This window comes from Microcoleus sp. POL10_C6, assembly GCF_036701585.1.
Classification (GTDB): Bacteria; Cyanobacteriota; Cyanobacteriia; order Cyanobacteriales; family Microcoleaceae; genus Microcoleus.
Window position 1 is genome coordinate 18453 of record NZ_JAUBRB010000036.1, and the last position, 12240, is coordinate 30692.

Here is a 12240-nt window from a genome sequence, read left to right on the forward strand (position 1 = left end):
ATTCAACAAATATTCTCCTAGCCGGATTGCCGGATTGCCAAATCTAAAATCTACAAGAGTATTGTCCCGCTGGGGATGGTTTTTAGGTTAGATTCGATCTACGTATGCCTGAGATTAGAGGTTATAGATGGAAATAGGCGTCCCCAAGGAAATCAAGGATTTAGAGTTTCGAGTCGGGCTTAGCCCCACAAGTGTCCGGGCTTGTTCGGACAAAGGCCACACAGTTTTCGTCGAAACGAATGCTGGTGCTGGGGCCGGTTTCGCGGACGAGGACTACGTTCAAGCAGGGGCTAAGATTGTCTTAAAGGCTTCCGATGTCTGGAAGCGCGAACTAATTGTTAAAGTTAAAGAACCGCTGCCTGCTGAGTATCCGCTGATGCAAAAAGAGCAGTTGCTGTTTACATATTTGCACTTGGCGGCCGATCGCACATTAACCGAGCATTTAATCAGCAGCGGAGTCCAGGCCATCGCCTACGAAACCGTCGAACTCCCGGACAGAAAATTGCCACTGCTGACGCCGATGAGCATTATTGCAGGGCGTTTGGCCGTGCAGTTCGGAGCTCGGTTTCTGGAACGGCAGCAAGGTGGCCGGGGCATACTTTTGGGTGGCGTACCAGGGGTAAGACCGGGTAAAGTAGTGATTTTGGGCGGCGGCATCGTTGGCACAGAAGCAGCGCGAATTGCTGTAGGAATGGGCGCCAGAGTGCAGATTTTAGACGTAAATGTCGATCGCCTAGCCTACTTGGAAACTCTGTTCGGTTCCCGAGTAGAATACCTCTACAGCAGTCCTTTGCAAATTGAAGCAGTTGTTCCCGATGCTGATTTGTTAATCGGTGCGGTTTTGGTCTTAGGTAAAAAAGCTCCGGTGCTGGTTTCTCGCGAATTTGTTGCGAAGATGCACCCCGGTTCTGTGATAGTTGACGTAGCCGTTGACCAAGGTGGCTGCGTGGAAACTTTGCGGGTAACTTCTCACACAAATCCTACTTATGTTGAGGAAGGAGTTGTGCATTATGGCGTGCCCAATATGCCCGGTGCCGTTCCTTGGACTGCGACTCAAGCTTTGAATAACAGCACTTTGCCTTATGTTTTGCAGTTGGCAAATAACGGGGTTAAAGCTTTGGAAATGAATCCGAGTTTGGCGAAGGGATTGAACGTGCAGAATCACCGCTTGGTGCATCCGGCCGTGCGCGATGTTTTCCCCGATTTGGCTGATTAGATTCCCATTTTTTCAGCAAATCCCGTAGGGTGCGTCAGATCAAAGCTTGTGGATTATTAATAACCGGACACGATCTGATGCACCGTACTCAACTACACAGCGTTTTGCGATGTTTGGCTAACAGTAAATCCTCGAAACTAAGGCATTTCTCAACCCGAACAGTAATTTGTGCCAAATATTACTAGCAGCCCCGAAAAAAAATAAATTCCCCAAAACACTTGACAGATTCGCGGAGGTATGGCAGAGTAGTAATTCGTGACCGATGCGGAACTGGCGGAATTGGTAGACGCGCATGATTCAGGTTCATGTGGTGCAAGCCTTCCGGGTTCAAGTCCCGGGTTCCGCATTCCAAAGGCAGAAGGAAGTTTGGGGTTAACCCGGTAAAGGCAATAACCCCATTCGCTCTGCTGAATTAAACAATGCTGACAAGTATTCAAAACCCCCTAGTTAAAGAAATCCGCAAGCTGCACAGCTCGAAGGGACGCAGGGAACAACAATTATTTTTACTCGAAGGGACGCACTTGCTCGAAGAAGCTTGCGCGGCAAAATACCCGCTAGCAACGGTTTGCTGCACTCCCGAATGGCTGGAGGATCACGGGAAACTTTGGGAGCAAGTTGGTAATTTAGCCGATCGCACAGAATTAGTAAGTGCAAAAGTGTTAGAGTCGATCGCCACTACAGTCCAACCCGACGGCATTGTCGCCACCGCACCCCGCACCGCAACAGAACCCGCAAAATTGTCAACTTTAGGAATAGCCTTAGAAACCATCCAAGATCCCGGCAACTTGGGGGCGATCGTCCGCACGGCTGCGGCTGCTAATGCCGACGGTTTGCTGCTGAGCGCAGACAGCGCCGATTTAGACCATCCCAAAGTGCTGCGCGCCTCGGCAGGAGCTTGGTTTAAGCTGCCAATGGCAGTCAGTCCAGATTTAACCGCCGAAGTCTCCGCGTATAAAAATCGAGGAATGCAAATTTTAGCAACTGTCGCCGGGGCCAGTTTAAGTTATTGGGAAGTAGATTTGCGAGTGCCGACTCTGATAGTTTTGGGCAACGAAGGCTCTGGTTTGTCGGAAGAATTGAGGAGTTTGGCCGATCGACAAATCCAAATTCCCCTGAGTCGTGGCGTAGAATCTTTAAATGTGTCGATCGCCGCAGCCCTCATCTTGTACGAAGCTCAACGGCAAAGAAGTCAATCGATTTTAGATTTTAGATTTTAGATTTTAGATTGAAGCATTGATCCCACGGATAAATTCGGGGGCAAGTTTATCGGATACAGGTTTTTTATTTCTGGACGGATGAATCCGGGGGCTTGTATCCTGGATGCTTTCGGTCATTAGTTATTAGTCATTAGTTATGAGTCATTATCTGTTGGGGCGGGTTCATCAATATCTGTAACTTCATATTCAGGGCAGCCACGGGGGGCTGCCCCTACAAGATAATGAAACAGCCCTGCCCCTCTACCAATCTCCCCCTCTGAGGTGTGGCGGCTTTTGTTTATATTGATGCAAACTGTAAAGCCAGGAAAGCGGGTACTCTCGTATCAACTGTTCAGGCTGGCATGAAATAAATATGAAGAAGTGTAGCCAATTGCTCTCACAAATGTTAAGATTCTTAACATAACGTAGTATTGTGCACGCCCCAACCAAAACCTAACCTGAGACGGTGCTGACTGGGAGTAGTAGCTAGCTACCATAAAATTAAGCCTCTTTAAATGGAAGGAAAGCGCAAGTCCCCGCCCGCTTTCCTTCCCAGCTAAAGCTAGGGGTTTGCGACTACCGCAAACCTTTAGAGGCACAGATCCTCAGCGGGAAAAGCTCATGAAAACTCTTAAGTCCTCAGATACAGATTCTGTTCGCGCTTACTTGCGGGAAATCGGCCGCGTTCCCTTGTTGACCCATGAGCAAGAAATACTCTATGGGAAACAGGTACAGCGCTCAACCGCACTGCATCAGGAGAAAAATATTTTAGCCGAAGAGTTAGGCCGCGACCCGACGGCGGCTGAATGGGCACAGGCAGTTGGGCTGTCTGAGGCACAGTTGCAGCGGACGATCGAAAACGGGGAAAGGGCAAAGCGCCAAATGGTGGAAGCCAATCTCCGCCTGGTAGTGTCTGTTGCCAAGAAATATATCAAGCGCAACGTAGATTTACTGGATCTAATTCAGGAAGGCACGATCGGGATGCAGCGGGGAGTAGAAAAATTTGACCCCACTAAGGGCTACAGATTTTCTACTTATGCTTATTGGTGGATTCGTCAGGCAATTACTCGGGCCATCGCCGAAAAAGGCCGCACCATCCGCTTGCCGATCCACATTACCGAAAAGCTCAACAAAATTAAAAAAGCTCAGCGCCAACTTGCTCAGCAGCTTGGTCGCGCGGCCACGGCTGCGGAATTGGCATCCGAGTTAGAATTGACTCCCAAACAGATTCGCGAATATCTCGATCGCGCGCGCCTGCCACTTTCCCTGGACTTGCGCGTGGGAGACAATCAAGATACAGAGTTGGGCGATTTGTTGGAAGATACGGGTACTACCCCGGAAGATTTTGCCCTGCAATCTTCCCTGCGGACTGACTTAGATAACCTGATGGCGGAACTGACTCAGCAACAGCGAGAAGTGCTCGCCTTGCGGTTCGGTTTAGAAGACGGGCAAACCTTAACTTTGGCAAAAATAGGCGATCGTCTCAACATCAGTCGGGAACGAGTGCGGCAAATAGAACGGGAAGCTTTGACCAAACTCCGCAAGCGCAAGCAAGATATCAACGATTATCTAGCCAGCTAGCTAGATTGGGGATTGGCGATCGGGTTCCCCCCACTTGCAATCCCCAATCTAAAATCGTAAAAACCGCCGCTTTTAATTCGGTTGTGCCCACTTGGTTGCTATGACTGTCCTGCTACATTAGTAATTACTTAGTAATAAAGATCAGCAGCCATCAGATAAGGGTTATTTAATTTAACCGCCCGCGTCTAACATAACAAGCTGTTTCTGAAACGGAGGTACTCGTGAGCAACTCATCTAATAAATCCCCAGAATTCTTTGAAGAAGACGGAGAAAATGCCAACTTATTATGGCAATACGTGCAGTCAATGGCTCCCGACACAGTTTCTCAGTTGTCTAAGCCGACTTCTCACGAAGTGTTTCAAGTAATGGAGCGAAATATTGTTGGACTATTGGGGAATTTGCCTTCGGAACACTTCGGGGTGACAGTGACTACCAGTCGCGAACATTTGGGTAGATTGCTCGCCTCGGCTATGATTAGCGGTTATTTTCTGAAAAATGCCGAACAGCGAATGACTTTTGAAAAGTCCATACAAGCCAGTGAGAGACATGGCTCGGACGATTAGTAGATTCTTAACATTTAAGTGATCCAAGTGTCAAGCCCCCCCTCGCAAGATGGGGGCTTAATATTTTAGATTTGAGATTTGAGATTTGAGATTTTAGAGGATTGATTTTAGATTAAATAATTGAAGAATTATTGATATTATTCTTACATTCCCAATTCCCAATTCCCCATTCCCCATTCCTAATTAATATGTCTGTTTCTCCTGTTGCCCACAAAGTTATCGGCGTTGCTGCAATCTGGAACGATCGCCAACAAATTTTGATTGACAAGCGCCGACAACATGGACTGCACGGGGGTTTCTGGGAGTTTCCGGGCGGTAAAATGGAGCCTGGGGAAACAATCGAAGCTTGCATAGAACGGGAAATTATGGAGGAGTTGGGGATTGTCGTAGAAGTTGGCGATCGCCTGATTACAATTGACCACGACTACACTAAATTTACAGTTAGACTATACGTGCACCATTGCCGCCACGTCAGCGGGGAACCGCAAACGATCGAATGCGATGAAATTCGCTGGGTGACACTCGACGAAATAGACCAATTTACTTTTCCCAAGGCAAACGCACAGATTATTGCTGCACTGCGGAAAAGTTGAGCTGTAATATCAAATTCGGTTGCTACTGACAACTGACAACTGTCAACTGTCAACTGTCAACTGTCAACTGTCAACTATTTTTGGACGGGCAGAGTAAAGTGAAAACAACTGCCTCTATCGGGTACAGAGTCTACCCAAATTTGACCGTAGTGGGCGCGGATGATGCCTTGACACAGAGACAGTCCAATGCCGTAACCGTCTGTTGATTTATCTCGCTGCAAGCGAAAGCTGTCTTCAAAAATGCTCGCGCAATCTTCTTCAGGAATTCCCGGCCCGCTGTTGCAAATGCTGACTTGAACTTTGTAAGCGGTGCGGTGGAGAATTGAAAGATTAACGGTTCCTTGGTCTGGCGTGTACTTGCTGGCGTTGTCAAGCAGGTTGACTATGACTTGTTTGATGCGATCGGGATCGGCATAAACCAAGGGCAAATCTGCGGGAATGTCTGTTTCTAAGTTCAGACTTTTCGCCTGAAATTTGTCTTGAAACTGCAAGATTACATCTTGACAAATCGCCCCCAGTTCGATTCTTTTTGGTTCAATGTGGAGTTGAGCGTTTGTACCCCGGGCTGCTTGCAGGATATCTGTAATCATACGATCGACAATTTGGATTTGGCGGCGGGCTTGTTTCATCAAATGAGCCGCCAGACTCGGTGTCAAACGCGACTTTTCCCCCTCTTTCACCTTCTGACTTGACTCCAAAGTCTCCAAAGCCAAAGATGCTGCCGTTAAGGGATTACGCAAGTCGTGAGCTAGCATCGCAATAATCCGGTCTTTCAACTGCAACTGCTCTTGCAGGTGTTCTTTTTCCTGTTTGAGGCGAAAAACTTCATCAGAAAGCTGCACAAGTTCGGCGGCGCAAGCAACGGAATAGAGTGGTTTTGGGTTAGTCAGGCTTTCAGCAAGTGCTGGGGCAGACTGTTGCTGAGCTGCGTATTCCTCTACAGAACGCTTCCAGCGGGGCCACCAGTGTTCGAGTTGGGCGATTAAATTGCTGCCGGCGAGAGTTTGTCGCGGATCGGGATGAATTTTGAGCAGCGAGGGAGTGGCTACAAGTTTAAAGTGTTCGGCTAAATCGGGCTGTTCTCCTACGTCGATGATTTGAAGCTCAAAGTCGCAGTCTGCTTTCAAATCCTTTAGGGACTTGCGGATGTGTCTGGTCTGTTCCCGGGAAGAGGAACGCTTGTCTACAAACAGCAAAAGCTGTAAAAGCGGTGCGGAATTGACCTGCTGTTCGGGAGAACAGTCAGTGCCACTTGTGCCGGGTGTGGGATGGACGCTGTTGAGCTTTTCGATCGGGTGAAAATAATTGAGCATTGCCTAGCCGAGTTATTTCACTTCTACTTTAATTTAATACTTACTTTAGATTTATGCTATTGTCCGATAATTTCATTACGGCGGGCCGATGATATTTTTGAGATGGAAGAAAAATGAGTCGCTGCGGGTGGTGGTTCAAGTGGCGGCCGCCTTTTTTGTGCTGTGCCTGTTGCTGACGCTGCACCGCTACTACAGCTTTTACGCTACTTACGACCAAGGCATTTTCAATCAACTTTTTTGGAACGGCACTCGGGGTCACTTGTTTGAGAGTTCCCTCTCTTCAGCTTTGTCCACTAATGTCGTTCACCAAAATCAGCTCCCGGAAGTATCTTACTATCGGTTGGGGCAGCATTTCACCCCGGCGCTGATGTTGTGGCTGCCAATTTACTCGCTGTTTCCCTCGCCCGTCACTTTGACTGTGTTGCAGGTGACTTTAATTACGGCGGCTGGAGGAGTGCTCTATGCTCTCGCCCGACACTATCTGGAACCAAGGCTGTCGGCGACAATTGTTGTGAGCTATTACTGCGCTAACGCGGTCATCGGCCCGACTTTGGGCAATTTTCACGATATTTGTCAAATGCCGCTGTATGTCTTTGGTTTGCTGCTGGCGATGGAGAAGCGCTGGTGGCCGCTGTTTGGGATTCTGGCAACTTTAATTTTGGCCGTGCGAGAAGATGGGGGAGTTGTTTTATTTGGCGTCGGAGTTTACCTGATTTTGAGCCGGCGCTACCCTCGGACTGGTTTGGCTGTCTGCATACTCAGTTTTGGTTATATGATCGTCCTGACCAATCTGATTATGCCTTTGTTTTCTGCTGATATATCCCAGCGGTTTATGATGGAGCGCTTCGGTCAATATGCTGATGGAGATGAAGCTTCTACTCTAGAAATTATTTGGGGAATGGTGAGCAATCCCTGGCGGTTGGTGGCTCAGTTATTTACGCCGTTTTTTGGTAAGATTAGATACCTGCTTGGCCAGTGGTTGCCATTAGCTTTGGTTCCTGCTTTCGCGCCTGCGTCTTGGATGATAGCTGGATTTCCGCTGCTGAAGCTATTTTTAGCGAAAGGAGAGTCGGTGCTGGCGATTAATATTCGTTATGCGATGACTGTGGTTCCAGGGCTTTTTTATGGGGCAATTCTGTGGTGGGCCCAGCGTCAAAAGGAAGAAGATAGAATGGTGAGAGAGGAAAGAATGTTTTTGCGTTTTCCTTCTGCTTTATTTCCTCTGCCTTCTTCTTCAAATTTTCGCCGCTTTTGGGGGTTTTGCATCTGTTTGTCGCTATTTTTTACCTTCACTTCTAACCCAAATCGGACTTTTTCTTTGATTTTGCCCGATGCGATCGATCCTTGGGTGCAGGTTCCTCTCGTCAGACAATGGCAGCACGTTTTGCAAGTGCGGCCGCTATTGGCTCAAATTCCTGCTGATGCTAGCGTGGCAGCGACGAATACTATTGTGCCGATTTTGTCAAGCAGGCGGGAAATTCTCAGGTTTCCGATGTTTGAACTCCGCAATGATGCGGGGAAGGCAGTGAAGATGCAATATGTAATTGCCGATTTGTGGCAGTTGCAGCAGTATCAGGCTGCGTTTCGCGGGGAACGGGGACAGTTGCGGGAGATCGTACCAGCGATCGATCGAATGTCAAAATCTGGAGAGTACGGAATTGTTGGCTTTGAAGACGGCGCGATTTTGATGCGTCAGGGTGCTGTTTCTAATTCTGCATCTGCTGCTGCTTGGACCCGTTTTCGGCGCGAATTGGAGCCGATTTTGAAGAAACGGTAAGCGGGTAGTTACGATCGCCATTGCTTCCCTCAGTGGCTCAAATCTTGAGGAAACCTGTTTTTTTCAGGTAATGGCGATCGAGCAATTTCATGCAAAAACCAGGTTTAGGCATGATTTTCTGTCTTTGTTGCTGCCAAAAGTCAGGCATTGGGCATCAACTTACGCTCAACTTAAATTTAAGGGTGATAATTATACAATAAATCTGTTAATCCTAAACATTAAGTTATATAAATTATTTGGAGGGAGAAAGATGAAAATTTTGGTTTTGGCATGGGAGTTTCCTCCCAGAATTGTAGGCGGTATAGCGCGCCACGTATCGGAACTATATCCAGAATTGGTGAAGCTGGGACACGAAATCCACTTAATTACTGTAGAGTTCGGCCACGCGCCGATGTACGAAGTGGTGGAAGGAATACGTGTGCATCGGGTGGTGGTGGGGCACGCTAGGGACTTTTTTCACTGGGTGGCGAACCTCAACCAAAGCATGGGCCACCAAGGCGGGAAACTGATGCTTGAGGAAGGCCCCTTTGATATCATCCACGCTCACGATTGGTTAGTGGGAGATGCGGCGATCGCCCTCAAGCATACGTTTAAAGTACCGCTAATTGCCACCATCCATGCCACCGAATATGGGCGCTTCAACGGTATCCACAATGACGGGCAGCGCTACATTAACGCCAAGGAAAACGACCTCGCTTACAATGCTTGGCGAGTAATTGTTTGTAGTGATTATATGCGGCGGGAAGCCGAACGGGTACTATCGACTCCGTGGAACAAAATAGAGGTAATTCACAACGGAATCAGATCGGATAAAAAGCCCCGGTGGCACGAATTTGACGCGATGGATTTCCGCCGAAGGTTTGCTGCTGATGATGAGAAAATTGTCTATTATGTAGGAAGAATTAGCTATGAAAAAGGCATTGGTGTATTTCTAAATGCGGCACCTAAAGTAATTTGGGAAATGGGGGGTAAAGCGAAAATTGTAATTGTTGGTGGCGGCAATACAGACCATCTCAAACATTTAGCTTGGCATTTAGGAATTTGGAATAAGTGTTATTTTACTGGGTTCATGTTTGAGGAACATCTTGACAAATTTCAGACGGTGGCTGACTGTGCGGTTTTTCCCAGTCTTTACGAACCTTTTGGGATTGTAGCGTTAGAAAGCTTTGCTGCAAGAGTGCCTGTGGTGGTTTCGGATGCGGGCGGACTTCCAGAGGTTGTGCTGCACACTAAAACTGGCGTTGTTACTGAGGCAAACAATCGGGATTCTTTGGCCTGGGGAATTTTGGAGGTGTTGAAAAATCCGGGTTACGCGCAGTGGTTGGTTGACAATGCTTATGAGGATTTGGAACGCCGATTTAGTTGGCCGAAGTTGGCGATGGAAACCCAGTGGGTTTATGACCGGGTGGTCGAGGAAAGGGCTGAGGTTGATTGGTAAGAACGCTGACTGTTGACTGTTGACTGTTGACTGTTGACTGTGAGTAGAATATCAAGTTTTTTTGTGGCAAATATTAAGAAATTGTAACACAATGATATAGATACACTCTACCTCAGCTTGAGCGCACTCAGAAGATTTAAAGGGAATTAGCATCTTGAATATTTTTAGGGACATCGATCCCCAACCCAGACGCAGCTTACTGACTTTATTCACCGCAGGCCTGCTATTCTGGTCGAGTTTGGCTTCGCTACTGCCAACTTTGCCGCTGTATGTTCAATTTGTGGGTGGCACAAAACAGCAAATTGGCTTTGTGATGGGTGCATTTGCGATCGGACTTTTGCTATCGAGACCGCAATTGGGCAAAATAGCCGACAGCAGGGGTCGAAAACAAGTTTTGCTTCTAGGTGCGTTAGTCGCTGCGATCGCCCCTTTTGGCTACCTGTTAGCTCAATCTATCCCCTTACTGTTACTTATTCGGATTTTTCACGGCATTAGTATCGCCGCTTTTACTACAGCTTACAGCGCTTTGGTAACAGATTTGTCGCCGCCAGGAAAGCGGGGCGAATTAATCGGTTACATGAGCTTGGTGAATCCTATTGGTTTAGCAGTTGGGCCGGCTATTGGCGGATTTGTGCAAGCTTGGGTTGGTTATACTCCTTTGTTTGCGATGTCGGCGGCTTTCGCTGCAATGGCTATATTTTTTACCTGCAAAGTTGCGGAACCTAATTTTGCAGATTTAACACTCTCGGACTCGCTATCTGAGGACAAAAATAGCCAAAAATACTGGCAAATGCTTTGGAATCCTAGAGTGCGGATTCCGGCTTTAGTGTTATTGGTGGTTGGTTTAGTATTTGGAACTTTGAGCACTTTTATGCCTTTGTTTATCCAAGAAACTAAGGCTAATTTGAATCCTGGATTATTTTATTCTACGGCGGCTATCGCCAGTTTCGGGATACGAGTGGTCACGGGACGGGCTTCGGACAAATACGGTCGCGGCTTGTTTATTTCTGGCGGCTTAATCTGTTATGCCGTATCTATGTTATTGTTGTATTTTGCTAACAACAGCAGTGCTTTTTTAATCGCAGCTTTGGTTGAAGGTTGCGCGGGCGGTACGGTTTTGCCGATGATGGTAACACTGATGTCTGACAGGTGCGAACCTCATGAAAGGGGCCGCTTGTTTTCGCTTTGTATTGGCGGATTTGATTTGGGAATTGCGATTGCTGGCCCGACTTTAGGCTTTGTTGCTGAACAAGTTGGCTACAGAAATATGTTTGGTTTTGCTGCTGGCCTTGCTGGCTTGGCTTTGCTGGTTTTTATTACTCAGTCTAGCAAGGGCTTGTCTAATTCGATGAAATTTGCGATCGGTCGAGGCAAAGATATTTATGCTTTGAATCAGTAAACGTACCAAATTAAAAAAGTTATGAGTTTTAAGTGGTGAGTCGAATTAATTTCTTAATTCACAACTCAAAACTCAAAATTCATAACTTTTAGTAGTGGGCTTGGAGGGATTCGAACCCCCGACCTCATGGTTCGTAGCCATGCACTCTATCCAACTAAGCTACAAGCCCCTGTAGAGTTCAGATTTAATCTAAAATTGATTAAGTTCTTTTCTCACAGAATCTAACAGTAACACCATTACCAAAATAATGCAAGACCTTTCGCAAACTTTTTCTAAATTGCCCGATGTGGCACAGCTAACTCACCTCGACAACAGCGGGGAAGCCCAAATGGTGGACGTTTCGGCGAAGGTGCCGACTGTGCGGCAAGCTGTGGCTGCAGGCCGGGTGCGGATGTTGCCGGAGACTTTTGCCGCGATTGAGGCGGGGAATGCGCCGAAGGGTGATGTGTTGGGCACTGCAAGGCTGGCTGGAATTATGGCGGCGAAACAGACTGCACATTTGATTCCTCTGTGTCACCCTCTGCCGCTGAGTAGCGTGGAGGTGCAGGTGATGCCGGATGCTGGGTTGCCGGGGTATCAAATTCGGGCGACGGTGAAAATTAAGGCGGAAACAGGGGTGGAAATGGAGGCGCTGACGGCGGTTTCGGTGGCGGCGCTGACTTTGTATGATATGGCGAAAGGATTGGAAAAGTCGATCGCCATTGAATCGATTCGCCTGGTGAGTAAAAGTGGCGGCAAGTCTGGAGACTATGAAAATGTAGAGGCATAAGTTTCCTGCCGAAAGAGGGATGCAGCATTCAAAAAGCTGCACTTATGATTAAAATAGGCACAGAACTACTAATATCAAGTGAAAAACTATGCCTCCTCGTTGGCCTCGCAAACCCGATCGCAATGATCCAGAGTACCGCCGCTTAGATGACCGGATGAATTTTGCTATCCACGTCGGTCTTTTTTCTGCTACCAATTCTGGTTTGTGGTTTGTTCACAATTTGCAAAAGGCTGATTGGCCTTGGGCAATTTCGGTAACGGGTGGATGGGCTCTAGTAGTTTTGGCCCACGCGATTTACCATTTTGCGATCGCCGATTATTCGCCCCTCACCAAAGATTCTGGCTGAAGGCAGTTGGCGACGATTTGTTAAGTCTTTTGATTGATAACAAATAACT

At 47.6% G+C, this 12240-nt stretch carries 11 protein-coding genes and 2 tRNA genes; 11 read left to right on the forward strand and 2 right to left on the reverse strand.

Going from position 1 to position 12240, the window contains the following annotated elements; translation table 11 throughout:
• The first annotated feature begins 127 nt into the window (after positions 1 to 127).
• The 6 genes from ald to mutT all read left to right on the forward strand — a co-directional run bounded on the left by ald (position 128) and on the right by mutT (position 5149).
• Positions 128 to 1216, forward strand: coding sequence for an alanine dehydrogenase (gene ald / locus QUA34_RS19505; protein ID WP_333324063.1), 1089 nt, complete (start codon positions 128 to 130; stop codon positions 1214 to 1216).
• Between the two features lie 264 nt (positions 1217 to 1480).
• Positions 1481 to 1562 (forward strand) — tRNA-Leu (locus QUA34_RS19510).
• Between the two features lie 73 nt (positions 1563 to 1635).
• Positions 1636 to 2433 carry an RNA methyltransferase gene (locus QUA34_RS19515; protein WP_333324065.1) on the forward strand — a complete coding sequence of 266 codons (798 nt, stop codon included), beginning with the start codon at positions 1636 to 1638 and terminating at the stop codon, positions 2431 to 2433.
• Positions 2434 to 3033: 600 nt separating this feature from the next.
• Positions 3034 to 3993, forward strand: coding sequence for an RNA polymerase sigma factor, RpoD/SigA family (locus QUA34_RS19520; protein WP_333324067.1), 960 nt, complete (start codon positions 3034 to 3036; stop codon positions 3991 to 3993).
• Between the two features lie 221 nt (positions 3994 to 4214).
• Complete coding sequence (locus QUA34_RS19525) at positions 4215 to 4556, forward strand: DUF760 domain-containing protein (RefSeq protein ID WP_172187001.1); 342 nt, start codon at positions 4215 to 4217, stop codon at positions 4554 to 4556.
• A gap of 188 nt (positions 4557 to 4744) precedes the next feature.
• Positions 4745 to 5149, forward strand: a complete 405-nt coding sequence (gene mutT / locus QUA34_RS19530; RefSeq protein ID WP_333324069.1) for an 8-oxo-dGTP diphosphatase MutT — start codon at positions 4745 to 4747, stop codon at positions 5147 to 5149.
• Positions 5150 to 5223: 74 nt separating this feature from the next.
• On the opposite strand, the gene QUA34_RS19535 is transcribed toward mutT, so the two are convergent.
• A complete protein-coding gene (locus tag QUA34_RS19535; RefSeq protein ID WP_333388950.1) occupies positions 5224 to 6462 on the reverse strand; it encodes a histidine kinase in 1239 nt (412 codons plus the stop codon).
• Positions 6463 to 6550: 88 nt separating this feature from the next.
• On the opposite strand from QUA34_RS19535, the gene QUA34_RS19540 reads away from it, so the two are divergent.
• The 3 genes from QUA34_RS19540 to QUA34_RS19550 all read left to right on the forward strand — a co-directional run bounded on the left by QUA34_RS19540 (position 6551) and on the right by QUA34_RS19550 (position 11076).
• Positions 6551 to 8239, forward strand: coding sequence for a DUF2079 domain-containing protein (locus QUA34_RS19540; RefSeq protein WP_333388951.1), 1689 nt, complete (start codon positions 6551 to 6553; stop codon positions 8237 to 8239).
• Positions 8240 to 8489: 250 nt separating this feature from the next.
• A complete protein-coding gene (locus QUA34_RS19545) occupies positions 8490 to 9677 on the forward strand; it encodes a glycosyltransferase family 4 protein (RefSeq protein WP_333324073.1) in 1188 nt (395 codons plus the stop codon).
• Positions 9678 to 9831: 154 nt separating this feature from the next.
• Positions 9832 to 11076: an MFS transporter gene (locus tag QUA34_RS19550; RefSeq protein ID WP_333388952.1), complete on the forward strand. Its 1245-nt coding sequence runs from the start codon at positions 9832 to 9834 to the stop codon at positions 11074 to 11076.
• Positions 11077 to 11171: 95 nt separating this feature from the next.
• On the opposite strand, the gene QUA34_RS19555 is transcribed toward QUA34_RS19550, so the two are convergent.
• A tRNA-Arg gene (locus QUA34_RS19555) sits at positions 11172 to 11245 on the reverse strand.
• Between the two features lie 78 nt (positions 11246 to 11323).
• On the opposite strand from QUA34_RS19555, the gene moaC reads away from it, so the two are divergent.
• Both moaC and QUA34_RS19565 read left to right on the forward strand, forming a co-directional pair.
• Positions 11324 to 11845 carry a cyclic pyranopterin monophosphate synthase MoaC gene (gene moaC, locus QUA34_RS19560; RefSeq protein WP_333077685.1) on the forward strand — a complete coding sequence of 174 codons (522 nt, stop codon included), beginning with the start codon at positions 11324 to 11326 and terminating at the stop codon, positions 11843 to 11845.
• Positions 11846 to 11933: 88 nt separating this feature from the next.
• Positions 11934 to 12191 carry a 2TM domain-containing protein gene (locus QUA34_RS19565; protein WP_006633890.1) on the forward strand — a complete coding sequence of 86 codons (258 nt, stop codon included), beginning with the start codon at positions 11934 to 11936 and terminating at the stop codon, positions 12189 to 12191.
• Positions 12192 to 12240 lie beyond the last annotated feature (49 nt).